At 63.4% G+C, this 18,488-nt stretch carries 16 protein-coding genes and 2 pseudogenes; 9 read left to right on the top strand and 9 right to left on the bottom strand.

From position 1 onward, the window contains the following. Positions 1-4: 4 nt before the first annotated feature. Positions 5-898, top strand: a complete 894-nt coding sequence (locus AB0323_RS02320) for an RNA methyltransferase (RefSeq protein ID WP_366175952.1) — start codon at positions 5-7, stop codon at positions 896-898. Positions 899-1,211: 313 nt separating this feature from the next. Here the strand turns inward: AB0323_RS02320 and AB0323_RS02325 are convergent, their stop codons facing one another. From AB0323_RS02325 to AB0323_RS02340, 4 genes are all read right to left on the bottom strand, one after another. Then, on the bottom strand, positions 1,212-1,928 hold the full coding sequence (locus AB0323_RS02325) for a YoaK family protein (RefSeq protein ID WP_366175953.1): 717 nt from the start codon (positions 1,926-1,928) through the stop codon (positions 1,212-1,214). A gap of 385 nt (positions 1,929-2,313) precedes the next feature. Next, positions 2,314-2,886: a flavin reductase family protein gene (locus AB0323_RS02330; RefSeq protein WP_366175954.1), complete on the bottom strand. Its 573-nt coding sequence runs from the start codon at positions 2,884-2,886 to the stop codon at positions 2,314-2,316. 2 nt (positions 2,887-2,888) lie between these two features. Continuing rightward, entirely contained in the window at positions 2,889-3,935 is a 1,047-nt protein-coding gene (locus AB0323_RS02335; protein WP_366175955.1) for a methionine synthase, read from the bottom strand. 19 nt (positions 3,936-3,954) lie between these two features. Beyond that, positions 3,955-4,947 carry a DUF1852 domain-containing protein gene (locus AB0323_RS02340; protein ID WP_366175956.1) on the bottom strand — a complete coding sequence of 331 codons (993 nt, stop codon included), beginning with the start codon at positions 4,945-4,947 and terminating at the stop codon, positions 3,955-3,957. 123 nt (positions 4,948-5,070) lie between these two features. Here AB0323_RS02340 and AB0323_RS02345 point away from each other — a divergent pair, with 123 nt between their 5' ends. From AB0323_RS02345 to AB0323_RS02365, 5 genes and pseudogenes are all read left to right on the top strand, one after another. Further along, positions 5,071-6,012, top strand: a complete 942-nt coding sequence (locus AB0323_RS02345; RefSeq protein ID WP_366175957.1) for a LysR family transcriptional regulator — start codon at positions 5,071-5,073, stop codon at positions 6,010-6,012. Positions 6,013-6,059: 47 nt separating this feature from the next. Then, positions 6,060-6,203, top strand: a complete 144-nt coding sequence (locus tag AB0323_RS02350; protein ID WP_366175958.1) for a hypothetical protein — start codon at positions 6,060-6,062, stop codon at positions 6,201-6,203. A 155-nt stretch (positions 6,204-6,358) separates the two neighbouring features. Continuing rightward, positions 6,359-6,475, top strand: a pseudogene (locus AB0323_RS02355) (rRNA methyltransferase); the annotation flags it as partial. Positions 6,476-6,616: 141 nt separating this feature from the next. Beyond that, positions 6,617-6,874, top strand: a complete 258-nt coding sequence (locus tag AB0323_RS02360; RefSeq protein ID WP_009358283.1) for a type B 50S ribosomal protein L31 — start codon at positions 6,617-6,619, stop codon at positions 6,872-6,874. Between the two features lie 90 nt (positions 6,875-6,964). After that, complete coding sequence (locus AB0323_RS02365) at positions 6,965-8,053, top strand: biotin/lipoate A/B protein ligase family protein (protein ID WP_366175959.1); 1,089 nt, start codon at positions 6,965-6,967, stop codon at positions 8,051-8,053. A 13-nt stretch (positions 8,054-8,066) separates the two neighbouring features. Here the strand turns inward: AB0323_RS02365 and AB0323_RS02370 are convergent, their stop codons facing one another. The 3 genes and pseudogenes from AB0323_RS02370 to AB0323_RS02380 form a co-directional block, all read right to left on the bottom strand. After that, positions 8,067-8,684, bottom strand: coding sequence for a hypothetical protein (locus tag AB0323_RS02370; protein WP_366175960.1), 618 nt, complete (start codon positions 8,682-8,684; stop codon positions 8,067-8,069). Positions 8,685-9,183: 499 nt separating this feature from the next. Next, complete coding sequence (gene pepN, locus AB0323_RS02375; protein ID WP_366175961.1) at positions 9,184-11,823, bottom strand: aminopeptidase N; 2,640 nt, start codon at positions 11,821-11,823, stop codon at positions 9,184-9,186. 31 nt (positions 11,824-11,854) lie between these two features. Then, positions 11,855-12,043, bottom strand: a pseudogene (locus AB0323_RS02380) (hypothetical protein); the annotation flags it as partial. A 35-nt stretch (positions 12,044-12,078) separates the two neighbouring features. Between AB0323_RS02380 and AB0323_RS02385 the strand changes: the two are divergent. From AB0323_RS02385 to AB0323_RS02395, 3 genes are all read left to right on the top strand, one after another. After that, positions 12,079-13,635, top strand: coding sequence for a circularly permuted type 2 ATP-grasp protein (locus AB0323_RS02385; protein ID WP_364534499.1), 1,557 nt, complete (start codon positions 12,079-12,081; stop codon positions 13,633-13,635). Positions 13,636-13,707: 72 nt separating this feature from the next. Further along, on the top strand, positions 13,708-14,634 hold the full coding sequence (locus AB0323_RS02390) for an alpha-E domain-containing protein (RefSeq protein WP_078108851.1): 927 nt from the start codon (positions 13,708-13,710) through the stop codon (positions 14,632-14,634). Further along, entirely contained in the window at positions 14,631-15,482 is an 852-nt protein-coding gene (locus tag AB0323_RS02395; protein ID WP_366175962.1) for a transglutaminase family protein, read from the top strand. The genes AB0323_RS02390 and AB0323_RS02395 overlap by 4 nt, the downstream gene beginning before the upstream one ends. Before the next feature lie 25 nt (positions 15,483-15,507). On the opposite strand, the gene AB0323_RS02400 is transcribed toward AB0323_RS02395, so the two are convergent. Together AB0323_RS02400 and glgC are read right to left on the bottom strand one after the other, a co-directional pair. Beyond that, the gene (locus tag AB0323_RS02400; RefSeq protein WP_364534508.1) at positions 15,508-16,959 is read right to left on the bottom strand and encodes an SDR family NAD(P)-dependent oxidoreductase; all 1,452 of its coding nucleotides are present in this window, start codon (positions 16,957-16,959) and stop codon (positions 15,508-15,510) included. Positions 16,960-17,065: 106 nt separating this feature from the next. After that, on the bottom strand, positions 17,066-18,448 hold the full coding sequence (gene glgC / locus AB0323_RS02405) for a glucose-1-phosphate adenylyltransferase (RefSeq protein WP_366175963.1): 1,383 nt from the start codon (positions 18,446-18,448) through the stop codon (positions 17,066-17,068). Between the last annotated feature and the right edge of the window lie 40 nt (positions 18,449-18,488).

The raw sequence follows: 18,488 nt of genomic DNA on the forward strand, positions 1-18,488 counted from the left end.
ACACGTGACTTTCCACTACCTCGACTCCGCCGACGACCCGCGCGTTGCCGACTACACCCAACTGACGGATGTCCACCTCCGCAAGCTCCGCGAGCCCCTCGAGGGCATGTACATTGCCGAATCGTCCCGGGTCCTGCGACGCGCCCTCGCGGCCGGCCACCAGCCCCGATCCTTCTTCCTGGCGGAGAAATGGCTGGAAGACCTCGACGACGTCTTCCAACAGTTCCCGGAGGTGCCGGTCTACATCGGCAAGGCTTCGCTGCTTGAGGAAATCACCGGATTCCATTTGCACCGCGGTGCCATGGCGGCCATGCATCGGCCGGCGCCGGTGCCCCTGGAGGAACTTCTCGCCGGGGCGCACCGGGTGGCGGTGTTGGAGGACGTCGTCGACCACATGAATGTCGGTGGTTCCAAAGTACAAGGGCCGGATCGGGCTCAGATGCAAGGACGATCACGGATCGCGGTCCTTGAGAACCTTACCGACCATACGAACGTGGGTGCGATTTTCCGGAGCGCCGCAGCCATCGGCGTCGACGCTGTATTGGTCTCACCCCAGTGCGCCGACCCGCTCTACCGACGCTCCATCCGGGTGTCGATGGGGACCGTGTTCCAGGTGCCGTGGACGCGGATCGAATCGTGGCCTGGGGACCTTGAGCTACTCAAGGAAGCGGGCTACTTTGTGGCCGGCATGTCGCTCGGCGAAGGGGCCATCACGCTCGACGAGCTGGTCGCCCAGGACCACCCGCATCTGGCGCTGGTCTTCGGCACCGAGGGGGAGGGGCTGAGACCTGAGACCGATCGGGTGCTCGACGCGCGCGTGACGATTCCGATGATGAACGGCGTCGACTCCCTCAACGTGGCTGCCTCGTCGGCGGTCGCCTTCTACGCGACCAGGTAGTGGCTGAGCGTGACGCACCCGCCCACCCGCGGTGTCAGGAGCAATTGAAGAGCTAGAGATGCTCGCTCACATCGCGACAAGTGATGGCGGCAACGCAGCGTTCGAGCATGTCGTTGGAAAACGACAAAGGGACAGGAAGTTCTGCGGTCAGTGGGGGTCGAGGGAACCTTATGAATGTACTGCCAGGTTTTAGGGCGCTTTTTGACAACAAGCGTTCGGCGCCAGGCGGCCTGGACACATGTCGGGGAAGCCGTGATCGATTCCTGGATCGTCCGCGCTCCGTGGTGCGGTATAGCCGGTGGGATGTACGGCATCAGTGCCAGCGGCGACTCCCCAGGACCGTCACAGCGGCAGTGATGGCGATGCCGAGGCCGATCGGGACGCTGAAATGGATCTGGAGCAGGAGTACTCCGCTGGCGGCCCCGGCGAACATAGCGAGGACAGCGCCCAGCCGTCGGTTGAGTAACCGGGGCCGTTGCTTGCCCACAAGTGATTCTCCGGCGAGGGAAGTCATGGTGGAAGTAATGACCACTGTGGTCATGTCTCGTACGCCCAAATGCCGCGCAATCAGGGCCTGGGAGCCCATGTGCATGGCGATAACGGCGGCAACAATGACACCAATGGACTGCCGGCCGACGTTTTCCACGATGAGAGAGATGGCGGCGGTTCCCGTCAACGCGATACAACCCGCTGTGAGAAGGAGCGTCACCCTGCGGTTCCAGCCTTTCGGGCTTGACTGGAGCGTAAATCCGGCGACCGCCGCGCCGAGGAGAAAGGCGCCAAGTGCTACCAGTGGGCCCAAAGTTGGCAGGTTCGCCGCCCCGGCCAACGCCATCGCAAGAATCACCACGTTGCCGGTCATGTTTCCGGTGAAGACGTGATTAAGTCCAAGGTAGCCGACCGCGTCAACCACACCTGTAACGAGCGTGAGGGCCATCATGAGCATCAGTCGGAACTTTTCCGGAGACGACGCATTTTCTTGTGGGGCAGAGGCGGTTTTGGTACCTGAGCTGGCTACGGCTGATGTCATGGTTTAGGGATCCTTCATCGTGAGGGGTGGTTTCTATGACCACCCCTCGGACATGCTTGTGGGTGGTTTTAGATGGACTGGCTGGCAACTACGGCGATGCCGTCGCTCCGGGGATCTGCGCCGGCGGCTAGGGTGCCATCGCAGCGTCGACGTGGCAATCATGGAATGGCCGACAAGGTCGTCCCGGCCCTTGCCGTTCAGGATCGTGAACGTTGTCTCGCCCAACTGGGCAAGGGTGTCATCGTCAATCAGGCCCTGGGCAAGGATGTGGTCGTTGGCCGTGCTGTGCGTCCATGCCGCCAACCATGAAGCGCGGACGGCGGGGGTTATGCTTCCGCCGTCGTGAGCCGTTCGTCTTCCTTGCCTCGCATTGTTCGCGCGGCGCTCAGCCTTCGAGCTTGGAATGCTCGCCCAGACGGTGCCATGAACGGTTGTGGTAGACCAGAGCGTCGCCGGGTTCGCCCGCTTGGACGTCACGCCTCACGCGGGACTCCAGGGCGTGAACGGCGATGATCGTGGAGGTCCCCACCTCCATGCGATCGATGACGGCGCAGCGCACCCAGGCGCGGACATCGTCATACACCGCTTCGCCGGTTTCAAGGGCCGACCAGCGGTGCGTCTGGTCAAAGCGGTCGGCGCCGGGGGTCGCTCCAAACTTCGCCAAGTCGACGTCGTGCGCGTCCAGCAGGTGCACGACGACGGTTTCGGCGCGCGTAAGCACCTCGGACGCAGAGGACAGTGCCGAGACCGAGAAAATCAGCAACGGAGGTTCCGCACTCACTGACACCACCGACGATACCGTCAGTGCCACCGGTCCTTCGCCTGCATCGGCCGTGATGACGGCGACACCTCCCGGGTGGCCACGGAACAGTGCCTTGAACTCCTCGGCCGAGAGGGAGGACGGAAAGCTTTGCTTCGGAGCCTCGAGCCAGGTGTCTGCGGGGTAGGCGTGAAACATCGCTATGACACCTTGGGGGCGGAGCGGGCGAGTTCCTCGCGAATGATGTTCGTCCCTGCGCTGAGAGCACTCAGCTTGGCCAGTGCGACATCCCGAGGGAACGGTGCCATGCCGCAGTTGGAGCTGGCGATGAGCTTGTCCGCATCGACGAACTGCAGGGCCTTGCGGAGGGTGTTGGCGACCTCCTCCGGGGTCTCGATGGTCTCGCTTGCGACGTCGATTGCCCCGAGCATGACTTTCTTTCCCCGGAGGAGCTCGATGAGGTCCATGGGCACGTGGGAGTTCTGGGATTCCAGCGAGATGATGTCGATGCTGGAGCTCTGAAGCAGCGGGAACGTTTCCTCGTACTGCCGCCATTGTGAGCCGAGCGTCGCCTTCCAGTCGTTGTTCGCCTTGATCCCGTAGCCATAGCAGATATGCACGGCGGTCTCCGCACGAAGCCCTTCCGCCGCTCGCTCAAGGGCAGCCACGCCCCAGTCCTTGACCTCGTCGAGGAAGACATTGAACGCGGGCTCGTCGAACTGGATGATGTCCACGCCGGCCGCCTCCAGTTCTTTCGCCTCCTGGTTCAGGATCGTGGCGAACTCCCAAGCGAGCTTCTCGCGGCTCTTGTAGTGGTCATCGTAGAGCGTGTCCACCATCGTCATTGGACCGGGAAGAGTCCATTTGATCGGCCGGTCGGTGGCTGCGCGGAGGAACTTTGCGTCTTCGACGAATACCGGCCGCTCGCGGCGCACCGCTCCGACGACGGTCGGCACGCTGGCGTCGTAGCGATCGCGGATGCGCACGGTCTTGCGCTGTTCAAAGTCGACCCCGCTGAGATGCTCGATGAAGGTCGTGACGAAGTGCTGGCGGGTTTGCTCGCCGTCGCTGACGATGTCGATGCCGCGTCGGCTCTGCTCGTGGAGCGCGATCCGCAGCGCATCCTCCTTGCCCTCAACCAGCGCATCTCCCTCCAGCTTCCACGGTGACCAAAGAGTCTCCGGCTGTGCGAGCCACGAGGGTTTCGGCAGGCTTCCGACAACGGTGGTGGGCAAAAGTGCGTTCATGATTGTCATTCTCCGTGGGTCAGTTGACGAGAGCGGGGTGTTTGGCGGTCCACTGGTCCAACAGGTCCTTGTGGGGCGTGATGAAGTGTTCCTCCGTGTACTTCGCCTGCGTGGTCGCGAGCTGACTGCGCTCGACGCGGTCGTAAGCGATCTGGGTGCGCGAGTAGTCCTGCTCTCCCAGGCTCGGTTGGTAGACGACGGCGGCGGCGGAGTTCGCGTTGTAGATCTCTGGGCGGTAGATCTTCTGGAACGTCTCCATGGTGCTGATCGTGCCGATGAGCTGCAGGTTGGAGTAGTCGTTGAGCAGGTCGCCGCGGAAATAGAAGGCGAGCGGCGCAACGCTGCCGCGTGGCATGAAGTAGCGAACCTGCAGCCCCATCTTTGCGAAGTACGCGTCCGTCAGCGAGAACTCGTCCTGCTGGTACTCGACGCCCAGGACCGGGTGATGGTTCTCGGTTCGTCGGTAAGTCTTGCTCGTGGAGACGCTGATGCACACCACTGGCGGCTGCGGGAAGCGTTCCTGGCATGCCGGGGAATCGAGGAATTGCTGGAACAGTTTGCCGTGAAGATCGCCGAAGTCCTCGGGAATGGTGGGCTTGCCTGAGGCCTCTGCTGCCGCTGGCAGTACTACGCTGAAGTCGAAGTCACGGACGTAGGAGGAGAAGTTGTTCCCCACGATCCCTTGGTGGCGGACCCCGTTCAACTGGTCGACGATCTGGATGTCGAGAACCTCGAACAGAGGGAACTGCCGGTCCGTACCTTCCGCAGTGAACTCTATCTGCACGGAGACGATTTCAAGCTCAAGCGTGTAACGGTCCCGGTCCGGGTTGTCCCAGCTTGCGAGATCGTTGAATCGGCGCCGAATCATGGTCAAAGCGTTGCGGAGGTTCTCCTGGCGGTGCTCGCCCCGTGCCAGGTTGGCGAAATTCGTCGTGATCCGCGAGCCTTCCGACGGGGAGTAGTCCTCGTCGAAGCGGGTCGTGGTGATGCTGAAGGTAAAGTCGTCTGCCATGAGCTGCCAATCCGTTGATGATGGGCCGGAGACGGCCTTTCAGAAGGGGATGTATCCATGGTGCAACCTTCCCGGGGGTATCGGGTAACTAGGCGTTACTATGCATTCATATAGACTTTTCCTATGGCACAGCTTTCGAGCGGACTGACCCTGCAGCAGCTCCGGTACTTCATAGAAGTTGCAGCCGAGGGGTCGATCTCCGCGGCTGCCGATCTTCTCTACGTAGCGCAGCCGACAATGTCCGCCGCGATGAAGGACCTTGAGGCCCGGGTGGGACGTGCGCTCCTGGTTCGCTCCGCCCGTGGGGTCACCCTCACCGCCGACGGGGCAGAGTTCCTCGGCTACGCGAGGCAGGTCGTCGAGCAGTTCGCTCTCCTCGAGCAGCGTTACCTTGGCAGACCACCGACACGACGTCTGCTCGGGGTATCAACGCAGCACTACTCGTTCGCGGTGGACGCCTTCGTCCGGATGGTCAAGGCCACTGAGGTGGCCGAATACGAATTCTCGCTGCGTGAGTCCCGCACCTGGGACATCATCGAGGATGTCCGGACGCTCCGCAGCGAGATAGGCATCCTCTACCGGAACGATTTCAACCGGAAGATCATCGACAAGCTGCTTCGGGAATCCGGACTCGCGTTCACTCCGCTTTTCCTCGCCGATCCGCACATTTTCGTTGCACGGAACAACCCGCTCGCCTCGAAAGTGCGTGCGAATCTCGATGATCTCGCCGGCTTGCCGCGGCTAACCTTCGATCAAGGTGCGAACAACTCCTTTTACTTCGCGGAGGAGATTCTCTCCACCTTGTCCAGCAAGCAGGAGATCCGGGTCTCTGACCGTGCGACGATCTTCAACCTCATGATCGGGCTCCACGGCTACACGATCTCGACAGGCATCATCAGCGGGGAGCTCGACCCGGAGATCGTCGCCATCCCGCTCGACGTAGACGAACGCATCGAGATCGGCTGGATCGGCCACGCCGCGATTCCGCTCACCGACCAAGCGCAGCGCTACCTCAGGGAATTGCGGGCCGTCGTCGCTGAGTTCGGCCTGGCGTTGTTCGACTGACTGCAGTTGGGTGGGCGGGTCTTTACCCTTTCGGTTTTTGGACGTGTTTGTTGCAGCCGAGCGGGTTGCTGGTGCCGTATATGCCCGTCGCCGTCGCCGTCGTTGGCATGACCGGGGCAGACGCCCGCGAGGAAACCGGCCTGTTCCAAATGGTGGCGATCCAGCCAGGGGACATCAGGCCGAGCTTGTAAGGCCGCAGTGCCGTCCTGGCCGCCACCTGTGGACGCCATTGAGCCGCAAACCGATGTTGGCGGCGTACCGGCTCGCGGGCGGGAGAAGGCTAAGTGGCTCACCGCATTTGGGGGTGTAGTCGGGGCCTCACTCCGCCGGCTTCGAGTAGTGACGGGAGACGCTCGCCGCCGTCGACGTCCCGGTAAAGATTCCCATGCGCGCGGGTGTCGACTCGCTCAACGTCGCTGCCGCTTCTGCCGTGGCTTTTTGGGAGTTGCGCCCGCGCGACTGACGCTGCTGGTTCAAGCAAGGTGCGGTTTCCGCTATGATTGATTGTTGGCCCGGCACTGGCTATCTGTTTTCAGTGCGCGGACCGAATCCATTCATACCTGGCAGCTGGCAAAATCCAGCTGCGTGAACAAAAGGTCCCATTATGAAGTCTGATATCCACCCGAAGTACGAAGCTGTTGTATTCAACGACCTGGCTTCCGGCGTCAAGTTCCTGACCAAGTCCACCGTGTCTTCTTCCAAGACCATCGAGTGGGAAGACGGCAACACCTACCCGGTCATCGACGTCGAAATCTCCTCGGAGTCCCACCCGTTCTACACGGGCAAGCAGCGCATCATGGACTCTGCAGGCCGCGTCGAGCGCTTCAACGCTCGCTTCAAGGGCTTCGGCGGCAAGAAGTAATCAACTTCACCACCAAGCTTCTGTGAAAGCCCGCATCCGCCGGATCTTCGGCGGCTGCGGGCTTTCGCGTTTTCCGGCAGGATGGAAACCATGACTTCCAGCATGGCATTCCAACATGGCGACCCCCGGCTCCATGGCGAATACAAGGTACCCGGCGGAAAACTCGTCGTAATTGACCTGGACGTCGTGGACGGTCGGTTCGCGAACGTCTCACTCAGTGGCGACTTCTTCCTGGAACCGGACGAGGCGCTGATGGACATCAACCGGGCGCTCACGGGCCTTCCGGAAGGTTCGACGCCGGCAGAGATTTCCGCTGCCGTCTCCGCCGCGCTGCCTGCCGACTCGGTCCTGTTCGGCTTTTCCGCCGACGCCGTCGCTGTTGCTGTCCGAAGGGCGCTGTCCAAGGCCAGCGGGTGGGCGGACCACCAGTGGCAGGTCATCCCGCCGTCGGTCCTTCCCACGCACCTCAACGTAGCGCTGGACGAGGTCCTCACGGAGCAGGTCGGCGCCGGACTTCGCAACCCCACCCTGCGCTTCTGGGACTGGGAAGAGCCGTCGGTTGTGATCGGCAGCTTCCAGTCTTTCCGCAACGAGGTGGATCCCGACGGCGTCGCGCGCCACGGCATCACGGTGGTCCGCCGCATCAGCGGCGGGGGAGCCATGTTCATGGAGGCCGGAAACTGCATCACCTATTCGCTCTATGTGCCACAGAGCCTGGTGGATGGCATCAGCTTTGCCGACTCCTACGCGTTCCTGGACGCGTGGGTCATGGCTGCCCTGGAAAAACTGGGCATTACAGCGTTCTACGTCCCGCTCAATGACATCGCCACCGAGCAAGGCAAGATCGGCGGCGCCGCACAAAAGCGCCTCGCCAACGGCGGCATGCTGCACCACGTCACCATGAGCTACGACATCGACGCCGACAAGATGGTCGAGGTCCTGCGCATCGGAAAGGAAAAGCTTTCCGACAAGGGCACCCGCAGTGCAAAGAAACGTGTGGATCCACTCCGCCGGCAAACCGGCTTGGCACGGACCGAAATCATCAAAGCCATGCAGGAGGTTTTCACGGAGCGCTATGGCGCGACGGAGTCCCGCATCACCGACGCCGAATTGGCAATGGCCCGGGAGCGGGTGCAATCAAAGTTCGGCACCGAAGCATGGCTGCACCGTGTTCCCTAGGGGCTGCGCGGGGCTATCCTGCGCGGTACGCATTGACTGCCTGCTCCAGGACCGGACTGTAGAGCGGCCATGAATCGGCGGGAGCCGCCACGATGAGGACGCTGCTGCCCTCGCTCCCCGCTACGAGGCAAGCTATCTCACGGTAGCGGTTGTTGGCGACGTGGGTCATATAGCTGTCCTCCACGCAGGAACCCGTGCCTCCGTGGAAAGCCATTCCGCTTCGCTCGGCGATTTTGGTGGGTGGCCAGGAGTTCTCGTCCGCCAGGTGATCGAGCCTGAAGGCGTTCCAATTGTCCAGCGACTCGCTGCCCTGCCGGGGTGTGGCGTTGAGGTATATCCGCAGTTCGCCCGTTGGCGACGAGACAGTCGCGGATACGCTGCCGGGGTCGCTTTCCGCAGGAGCGGCATCGGATGGGACTGAAAGGACCCCGGTGCCATCTGGAAGTTCCATGGTTCTCCACCCTGCCGGGGCCGCTGCTGCGTTGAACCACGCGAAGGGTGCTTCCGCGGACTGAACTGTGCGGGAATCCGGGCCTTGAACGGCGGAACTGCAAGCGGCGACGGCCATCATCGCCATAGCCGTACCCAGGGAGAGCCCGGCGAGCAGCGTTGTCCTATGGCGAGGCGGCACGCTACCGGTTTCCATCGCCGTCGTCCGGTCCGCCGTTGTCGTCGCCGTCGCGGTCGCCGCCATTGGGGTGCCGCGGGGGCGGCGGAACCATGTGGGGCGCCGCCGGTACCGTAGGCGGAACGACGGCGGGCGGCGCTGGGGGTGGCGGAACTGGGGTTGGCGTGGCCGGGGACGAAACCGCCGGAGGCGCGGTTGGTGTCGCCGTCGGGATCGTCGACGGCGTTGTGGGAGTCGGGCTGTTCAGTGAAGGTGACGGCGTGCTTGGGGCGGGCGTTGTGCTCGCCGTTGGGGATGTCGGCGTTGCAGGCGCCGGAGCGGCCGGCTGTCCGCCGAAGCAGGCTCCGAGCAAAAGGGTGGTGCCCAGCGCTGCGGCGGCAAGCACGGGCCGAGGGAACTTCATGGTGACCGTCCTCAAGAAGGGCCCATGCGGAGCGCCGGGCTTGCATCTAAAGACGATGCCGGCGAGCTCCAGGTTCACCCCGTATCGCCGGCTCCTGGGTCAGCCCCGCTGCGGCCCTGCGGCATCTTGTTTCGACGCACCGGCGGCTTGGGCCGTCAGCGCGCGGAACAAATGGCTGCGCTGCTCAATGACGATGCGCCGGAGCGCGCGCGGAGCTGCGGTGTGGGCGCTGAGCCAATCGTCCGTGCGTCGAAGCACCGGATGATCTTCCGGCGCCATTCCGGCCTGCAGATCCTGGGCTGAGGGGAACAGGCCCCGCACAATCCGGCCGGCTATCTCGATGCTCCGGGACTGCCAGACGTCCTCCAGGCAGTCGAAGTACGGTTCCGTGAAGCCGTCCAGGAGTCCTGAGGGGGCAAGGGAGAAACCTGCGATGGTCGCGCTCAGAATTTCATTGGAGAGCCCGGTGTCGTTGACTGCGGCATTCCATGCGGCCGTCTTGACGGCGGCATCGGGACGGGCAGCCGCGGCCAGTGCATGGCCTTCGCGTCCGGCCGCGGTGTGGTCGAGGGCGAGTTCGGCATCCAATTCCGATAGCCCGGCGGCGCCGTTGGCTGCCAATGCTTGCCACAGGCTCCACCGGAGATCCGCATCCACCGTCAGGCCGTCCACTATGACGCTTCCGGAGAGAATGCCGCGGAAGAACTCGACGTAGGCGCTGTCATGCCGCGACAGCTCTGCCAGGGTCCTTGCCCACGCGAGTTGTTGGTCTGAACCCGGTTCGGAGGTCCGCAGCTGCATCGCGCTGCTCGCCATCAGGCTCTCCCGGACCGCATCGCGTTGCGGAGCCGGGACGTAGCGCTCGACGGCGGTTACCGCGTTGCCCAGAACGTTGAGGAGGACGCCGATTCCTGACTCGGCAGGGGCGAAGCGTTCGACGGCGGCGACGTACAGCGCCGCCGGGGTAACGGCGTCGCGCGCTGAATCCCACAGGGCTGTCCAGCACAACGCCCGGGCCATGGGATCGCTGAGCCGGTCCAGCGAGGAACGTACTGTTTCCTCGGACCGAGCGTCAAGGCGGACCTTGGCATAGCTGAGGTCGTCGTCATTAACGAGGAGGAGGGCCGGGCGTGGCTTTCCCTCGAGTGCCCCTACTTTCGTGTCGGCGCCTTCGAGGTCCAGCTCGACGCCCTCTGTGCGGAGCAACCGGCCGCCGTCGTCAAAGTTGTAGAGACCGATCCTGAGCCTGTGCGGGCGGTGTTCCTGCTTGCCCGTAATGGGGTCCACGGAGTCCTGGCGCAGGGTGACTGCCGCCATGGAATCGGCGCTCCCGGAGATGTCGGCTGCGATGGTGGAGATCCCCGAGGTCTGCAGCCATTGCCGGGCCCACGTTCCAAGGTCCCGGCCCGATGCCGTGCCCAGGGCTTCGAGGAGGTCGGCCAGTGAAGTGTTGCCGTACTCGTGATCCTTGAAGTACCGCCGGGAGCCGGCAATGAACGCCTCGAAGCCGACGTAGGCCACCAATTGCTTGAGGACGGACGCGCCTTTGGCATAGGTAATGCCGTCGAAGTTCTGTTTGGCGGCTTCCAGGTCCGGAATGTCGGCCACGATCGGGTGGGTCGTCGGCAACTGGTCCTGCACGTAGGCCCAGGACTTGCGCTTGTTCGCGAAATTCACCCACGCGCTGTCCCAGTCCGTGGCCTTGTCCACGCCGAGGGTGCCCATGTAGTCGGCGAAGGATTCCTTGAGCCAGAGATCATCCCACCAGGTCATGGTCACAAGGTCTCCGAACCACATGTGGGCCATCTCGTGCATGAGGGTGTTGGCGCGGGCCTGGTATTGGGCATCGGTAGCCCGGGAGGTGAAGACGTATTTCTCCGTGAAGGTCACCAGTCCGGGATTCTCCATGGCGCCAAGGTTGTACTCGGGCACGAACGCCTGATCGTACTTCCCCCACGGGTACGGATAGTCGAAGAGATCGTTGAAGAAGTCCAGGCCGTTCTTCGTCAGCCGGAAAAGCTCCGCGGCGTCGAAGGACTCCTGCATGGATGCGCGGCAATAGAGCGCCAGCGGAACCTTAAGGCTCCTCCCGTCGTCGAGCGTCTTGCTCCAGTGGTCCGTGGCGCGGAAATAGGGACCGGCGAGGACGGTGGTGATGTACGTGGACATCCGCTTGGTGGTGGCGAAGTCCCAGCGGCTCGTGGCCGGATCGCTCGTCAGTTGCGTCCGGGCGAGCTCGGCGCCGTTGGAAGCCACGTGCCAGCCGGAAGGCGCCATGACGTGGAAGGTGAATTCAGCCTTCAGGTCCGGCTGTTCGAAATCCGCGAAGACGCGGCGGGCGTCCGCCGGTTCGTATTGCGTGTAGAGGTAGCACTGTCCGTCGGCAGGATCGACGAAGCGGTGCATGCCCTCTCCGGATCGGCTGTAAAGGGCGGTTCCGGTGACCGTGACCTGATTTTCGGCCTGGAGGTTGCGGAGGTGGATCCTGTCGCCGTCCACAACCTGGGCGACGTCGAGCCCTTTTCCATTGAGGAAGACGCTGTGTACGCCGCCGTGGATGAAATCCAGGAACGTGGAGGAACCAGGCTCGGCCGAAAAGTTGATGACGCTGCGGCTGGTGTACCCCGGCACGCCCGCATCGGCCGCTTCGCGGACGTCAAGGGAGACATCGTAGCTGTGGGTGCTGACCAGGGCTGAACGGGTGGCGGCCTCAGCGCGCGCCAAGTTGTGATTCGACACCCAGCTATCTAATCATGAGGAAGACCGCGCCCAAGCCGAGCAGGGCGATGCCGGCCCGCATGTGGTGCTTGCCGGCGAAGTCCAGGCCCGGACGGGCGCGTCCGGCAGCCCATGCCGCCCTGCCCGGTATATTTGCAGCTAACAAACCGAGCGCTACAGCGGCAAGCGCCGAACTGCGGACCCATGAACACTTGGTGTCGCAACATGCAGAACGCGAAATGCGTTCGTAATCGAAAAGGTGATTGTCTGAGTCCCATGTCAGAGCTATTCCGGGATTACTCCGAGGCGGCCGCCCGTTCAGGCGCCTACGACGAAATGTTCGCCCCAGGCACCGTTGCCCGAAAATCCTACGGCCAAGTGGACGGCGCACTCCGCGAGCTTTCGCTTGCCGATGTGAGCGCGCGTGCCGAGTCGATGGCGCGGACCTTCCTGGACCGGGGCGTGACCTTCGATTATGCGGGGGAGGAGAGACCCTTCCCGCTGGATATCGTTCCGAGGGTGATTCCGGCCGACGAGTGGGACGTGCTGGAGCGCGGGGTGGCTCAGCGCGTGCGCGCGTTGGAGGCTTTCCTGGATGATGTCTACGGGAAGATGGCGGTGGTTGCCGACGGTGTGGTGCCGCGGGCGTTGGTGACCACGAGTGCGCACTTCCACCGTGCGGTGCATGGTTTCGAGCCGGCAGGCGGGGTGCGCGTGCACGTGTCCGGCATCGACGTGGTCCGCGATGCCGCGGGCACGTTCCGGGTGCTGGAGGACAACGTCCGCGTGCCGTCCGGGGTGTCGTACGTGTTGGAGAACCGGCGGGCGATGGCGAAGGGTTTGCCGGAGGCGTTCGGGCAGCAGCACATCCGGCCGGTCGAGGAATACCCGCGCCGCCTGCTGTCGGCATTGCGGAAGACTGCGCCGTCGGGGGTGGATGACCCCACGGTGGTGGTGTTGACGCCCGGGGTATTCAACAGCGCCTACTTCGAACACACCTTGTTGGCCGGGTTGATGGGCGTTGAACTGGTGGAGGGCAGGGACCTGATCTGCCGCGGAAACCGGGTCTACATGCGCACCACCGCCGGCGAGCAGCGGGTGGATGTGATTTACAAGCGGATCGATGATGAGTTCCTGGATCCGTTGCAGTTCCGTTCCGATTCGATGCTCGGATGTCCGGGACTGGTGAACGCGGCCCGGGCGGGCGGTGTGACGATCGCCAACGCGGTGGGCAACGGGGTGGCGGATGACAAGCTGGTCTATTCCTACGTGCCGGACCTGATTCGTTATTACTTGCACGAAGAGCCGGTGATCGCGAATGTGGAGACCTTCCGCCTGGAAGAGAAGGAAGCCCGCGAGCAGGTCCTGGACCGGCTCGAGGAACTCGTGGTCAAGCCGGTGGACGGGTCCGGAGGCAAGGGCCTGGTGATCGGCCCGGATGCGTCACGGGAGGAGCTCGATGCTTTGCGTCAGCGGGTGCTGGCGGACCCGCGCGGCTGGATCGCCCAGCCCGTGCTCCAGCTTTCCACCGTGCCCACGCTCTCGGGAGACCGCTTCGGGCCCCGGCACGTGGACTTGCGTCCGTTCGCCGTCAACGACGGCGACGACGTCTGGGTGCTGCCCGGCGGGCTGACCCGGGTGGCGTTGAAGGAAGGCTCGCTGATCGTGAACTCGTCCCAGGGCGGCGGGTCCAAGGACACCTGGGTTCTCTCGGACTCCCCGCAACTGCCCGCCGTCGAGCTGCCCCGTTCCTCCATCACGGTCCGCGAACAGGTCTCGGTCTGGCCCGTGGAAAGCAATTGGCGGGACCGCCAATCGGACCAGCAGCAGTGATCCGGCACGCCATGCTGCCGGAGCAGGATACATTCATCGTCACAACGCAGGACCCGAAGGAGGCACAGCCCCATGCTGAGCCGTATTGCTGAATCCCTTTTCTGGATCGGCCGTTACGTGGAGCGGGCCGATGGAACGGCCAGGATCCTGGACGTCCATCTCGAGCGCCTGAACCACTTGCCGCTCGAGGAGCAGCGCAGCGTGGCAAGGGAACTCCTGGCTGTCATGGGAGCCAGGCCGCAGAGTGAGGAATTCGGCTTGCCGGAGCTTCTTCACGCCCTCGCCTACGACAAGACCAGCGCCACGTCCATTGCCGGCTCCTTGGGGGCTGCGCGCGAGAATGCGCGGCGGGCGCGCGAGACTGTGTCCTCGTCATTGTGGGAGAGCCTCAACACGACGTACTACGGGCTGAACCAGCACCGAAAAGACGTGGTGGGTACGTACCGTTTCTGCAACTGGGTGCTTGAACGCACCGCCATGGTCAGGGGCCTGGCGGACACCACGGTGAGCCACGACGAGAGCTGGCTTTTCCTGGTCCTCGGCCGCTCACTTGAACGCGCCGACATGACCGCGCGGATGCTGTCCACCAGGGATGTCCTCTCCGCGGGAATGTCCTGGGTCAACATGTTGCGGTGCGCCGGGGCCTACGAGTCATTCCTTCGGACCCGCCGTGCGGCCTTCGGAGACCAACACGCTGCCGAGTTCCTGCTGCTGGACCGTTTGTTCCCGCGCTCCATTGTCTTCGCCCTGCGCGACGCTGACGAGTGCCTGGCAAAGTTGGATCCATCCGCGCAGCGGGTGGGCTTCATCAATGACGCCCGCCGCATCGTCGGCCAGGCCCGTACCTTCCTTGAGTTCCATCGCACGGACGATCTCATGTCCGAGCTGCCCGAGCATATGGACCGGGTACAGAAGGCTGTCACGCAGGCCTCCGACGCGATTTCCCGTAAGTACTTCAATCAGGCGGATGAACTGGCCTGGGTGGGAGAAGTTTCATGACCCGGCTGAGCATCGTCCACAAGACGGCCTACAAATACAACCGCCGAGTGACCCTGTCGTACAACGAGGCACGCATGACGCCGTTGACCGACCCGCAACAGGTGGTCCTTGAATCCTCGCTGAAGATCACGCCGTCGCAAGCTGCGGTGAGCACCTACCGCGACTATTGGGGCACCCGCGTGACCGCCTTCGATATGCAGATGCCGCACGAACGCCTCGAAGTGGTGGCCACCACCACCGTTGAGGTCCACCGGGTGGAACGGGTGGCCCGCGACGAAGAGATTGTCGGCTGGGAGGTGATGGCTTCCGACGAGATCCGGGACCAGTTCAGCGACTGGTTGCCGCAGTCCCAGCTCAGCGGTCCGGGGGAGGAAGTCCTCGGCATCATTCCCGCGGTCGTGGCCGGAAAGAACCCGCACGAGACTGCCATGTCCATTTTCGAATGGATGCGCGGCGAAATGAGCTATGTGAAAGGCACTACGGGCGTCACCACCAACGCCGAGGAAGCCTGGAACCAGCGCCAAGGAGTCTGCCAGGACCTGGCCCACTTGGCCATCGGTTCGCTACGCAGCTGCGGCATTCCGGCCCGGTACGTCTCCGGTTACATCCATCCGCGGCCCACGGCCGACATCGGTGAAACGGTCGCAGGCCAATCCCACGCGTGGCTGGAATGGTGGGACGGCGAATGGCGCAGCTGGGATCCCACCAACCACAAGCCTGCCGGAGATCTTCACGTCACCGTGGCGCGGGGCCGGGACTACCGGGATGTTCCTCCCCTGAAAGGCATCCTGTCGGGCGGCGGCGGCTCAGGCCTCACCGTGACCGTCGAGATCACCCGACTCACTTAGCGGTCCCGCGGCCCTCCGCCTGGATTTACCAGGGGGAGGGCTTGTAGTCCTTCAGGAAGACGCCGTACTGGTCTTCGCCCTTTTCGCCCATGACGATGGGATCGTAGACGCGCGCCGCCCCATCCACGAGGTCGAGCGGTGCGTGGAAGCCTTCCTCCATGAGCCTGACTTTGGTGTAATGCGGGCGTTCGTCAGTGATCCATCCGGTGTCGACGGCGGTCATCAGGATCCCGTCGCTGTCCAGCATCTCTTGTGCGCTGGTCCGGGTCATCATGTTCAACGCGGCCTTTGCCATGTTGGTATGCGGGTGCCCGGGGCCTTTGTAGGCGCGGGAGAACTGGCCCTCCATGGCCGAGACGTTCACGATGTACTTCCTATGGGCGGTGGACCGCTTCATCGCCCCGCGAAGCCTGCTGACCAGGAGGAACGGCGCCGTGACGTTGCAGAGTTGAACTTCGAGCATCTCCAGCGGGTCAACTTCGTCCACCACTTGGGTCCAGCTGTTGATGGCCGCGAGGTCGGGAACCAGGCCGCCGGCATCGATCGCGGTGCCCGTGGCGATCCGCTCCAAGGACGCGGAACCGGTGGACAAAGCGAGCGAGGTGATCGCATCGCCCGCCAAGACAGGATGATCGGTGACGCTTTGGGTGATGGCCAGCGGGTGCTTGTCGTGGGCATGCCCGAACGTGACGAGCTCCGGGCCGCCGTTGGCTGCCTGCAGGGCCTCAGGGAGAGGTTCGTCCTCGGCATCCACCAACGGTTTGTACGCATTCCCCGAACGCCGGACTGTTTGGGCGGCGTTGTTGATGATGATATCCAGGGGGCCCGCTTCGTTGAGGGAGTCGGTGAGGGCCATGACCTGCGAGGGGTCGCGGAGGTCGATGCCCACAATCCTGAGCCGGTGCAACCAGTCCGCGCTGTCCTCCATGGCGGCAAAGCGGCGTGCCGCGTCCTTGGGGAAGCGAGTGGTGATGGTGGTGTGTGCTCCGTCGCGGAGCAAGCGCAGGGCGATGTACATGCCGATCTTGGCTCGTCCACCCGTGAGGAGGGCCCGGCGTCCGCTGAGGTCAGTGCGGGCATCGCGCTTACTGTGGCTGAAGGCAGCACATTCCGGGCACAACTGGTGGTAGAACGCGTCTACCTGCGTGTAGTGCTGCTTACAGATGTAGCAGGGCCGGGACCGGATGAGGTGGCCGGCGATTTCGCCCGTGGCCGAGGTGGCCAGCTTGTTGCCGCGGGTCTCGTCGTCGATCCTGTCCGGGGCTGCGGTGGCCGTCAGTGCGATGACAGCACGGTCGGCTTCCGCGATCTCGTCCCGTTTCGTGACCCGGCGATGGCGTTTGACGGCCTTGAACATCTTTCCCGTGGCGCGACGGATGGCGACGTAGTCCGGGTGCTCCTCGTCATAGGCGTGGATGGTGTTCAAGACCTTGAGGCAGGCCTGGATCTCTTCAGGCGTCAAATCGGCGGGGCTCATTGGGTCAATTTTACAGGGTCGGACACAGCAAAGCCTCCCGGGCGGCAGAGGGGGGAGGCCTGCTGTCGCCCGGGAGGCCGGGGGCTGCGCTGGTTCAGGGTTCCGGTCAGACCTCTACCGAGGAAGCCTGGATTTTCGTGACCTGCTCGGCGGAGTCCCTGATGTCGGGGAACTTCTCCGTCGCCGCCTTGATCGCCTCCGGCACGGAGCGCCGGTATTCGGCCGCAAGGGCGAGCTCGGAAGCCTCCGGTTCCGGCACCACCTGGCCCTTGGCGAGTACGGTGATTCCGGATTCGGTGACCTTGAAGCCGCGGGCCCGGTCGAGGTCGGGATCCAAGCCGATGGCGGCCCCGGCAGGGACGTTCACGTTTTTGTCGATGATGGCTCGTTTGATCACCGCGCCTGCACCGACACGCACCTTGTCCATCAGCACCGAGTCCTGGACCCTGGTGGCCGTTCCCACGTAGACATCGTTGGACAGCACGGACCCTTCCACAATTCCGCCGGAGATCACAGAGCCACTGGCAACGATTGAATCCAAAGCGGTGCCGACCGTGCTGTTGTCGCCCCGGACAAACTTGGCCGGCGGTGAAATACTTTGCCGCGTGTAGATGGGCCATTCCGAGTTGTACAGGTTGAACACGGGGACCGGCGAAATCAAGTCCATGTGGGCGTCATAGAACGAATCGATCGTGCCAACGTCGCGCCAATAGGTGCGGTCGCGGTCGGTGGACCCGGGAATGTCGTTGAGCGTGAAGTCGTAGACGCCGGCCTCACCCTGGGAGACGAAGTAAGGGATGATGTCGCCGCCCATGTCGTGCTTGGTGTCCAGGCGCTCCGCATCGATGCGAAGTGCTTCCACCAGGGCGTCGGCGTCAAAGACGTAGTTGCCCATGGAGGCGAGGAACTGCGTGGGATCGGCGGCGAGGCCTTGCGTTTCAGCGGGCTTCTCCACGAACGCCGAAATCTTCTGGGGATCGTTTTGGTCGACCTCGATCACGCCGAATTGGTTGGCCATGTTCAGCGGCTGGCGGACGGCGGCAACCGTGGCCTTGGCTCCGCTGGCCACGTGCTGTTGGACCATCTGCTGGAAGTCCATGCGGTAGACGTGGTCCGCTCCGACAACGACAACAATGTCGGGGTTGGCGTCGTGGATCAGGTTCAGGGACTGGTAAATGGCATTCGCGCTGCCGAGGAACCAGCTCTTGCCTACGCGCTGCTGGGCGGGAACCGAGGCCACGTATCTGCCCAGCTGGGTGGACATCCGCCAGGTCTCGGAAATGTGGCGGTCAAGACTGTGCGACTTGTACTGGGTCAACACCACGATCTGGAGGTACCCGGAATTGACCAGATTCGAGAGAGCGAAATCGATCAATCGATACCCCCCCGCAAACGGCACCGCAGGTTTTGCCCTGTCTGCCGTCAATGGCATAAGGCGGTTTCCTTCTCCGCCTGCCAACACAATTGACAATACTTTCTTCAACGCCATGGTGTTTGCTCTCCCTGTACGTCTTTGTAGCCCCCGAAAA

The organism is Arthrobacter sp. NPDC080031, assembly GCF_040702485.1.
In the GTDB taxonomy this organism is placed as follows: Bacteria; Actinomycetota; Actinomycetes; order Actinomycetales; family Micrococcaceae; genus Arthrobacter.

Excerpts from the sequence above, each read along its gene's own strand:
- AB0323_RS02345 (WP_366175957.1), top strand. The coding sequence starts at position 5,071 with ATGGCACAGCTTTCGAGCGGACTGACCCTGCAGCAGCTCCGGTACTTC.
- AB0323_RS02340 (WP_366175956.1), bottom strand. The coding sequence starts at position 4,947 with ATGGCAGACGACTTTACCTTCAGCATCACCACGACCCGCTTCGACGAG.
- AB0323_RS02390 (WP_078108851.1), top strand. The coding sequence starts at position 13,708 with ATGCTGAGCCGTATTGCTGAATCCCTTTTCTGGATCGGCCGTTACGTG.
- AB0323_RS02325 (WP_366175953.1), bottom strand. The coding sequence starts at position 1,928 with ATGACATCAGCCGTAGCCAGCTCAGGTACCAAAACCGCCTCTGCCCCA.
- AB0323_RS02335 (WP_366175955.1), bottom strand. The coding sequence starts at position 3,935 with ATGAACGCACTTTTGCCCACCACCGTTGTCGGAAGCCTGCCGAAACCC.
- AB0323_RS02360 (WP_009358283.1), top strand. The coding sequence starts at position 6,617 with ATGAAGTCTGATATCCACCCGAAGTACGAAGCTGTTGTATTCAACGAC.
- AB0323_RS02330 (WP_366175954.1), bottom strand. The coding sequence starts at position 2,886 with ATGTTTCACGCCTACCCCGCAGACACCTGGCTCGAGGCTCCGAAGCAA.
- AB0323_RS02395 (WP_366175962.1), top strand. The coding sequence starts at position 14,631 with ATGACCCGGCTGAGCATCGTCCACAAGACGGCCTACAAATACAACCGC.
- glgC (WP_366175963.1), bottom strand. The coding sequence starts at position 18,448 with ATGGCGTTGAAGAAAGTATTGTCAATTGTGTTGGCAGGCGGAGAAGGA.
- AB0323_RS02400 (WP_364534508.1), bottom strand. The coding sequence starts at position 16,959 with ATGAGCCCCGCCGATTTGACGCCTGAAGAGATCCAGGCCTGCCTCAAG.
- AB0323_RS02385 (WP_364534499.1), top strand. The coding sequence starts at position 12,079 with ATGTCAGAGCTATTCCGGGATTACTCCGAGGCGGCCGCCCGTTCAGGC.
- AB0323_RS02365 (WP_366175959.1), top strand. The coding sequence starts at position 6,965 with ATGACTTCCAGCATGGCATTCCAACATGGCGACCCCCGGCTCCATGGC.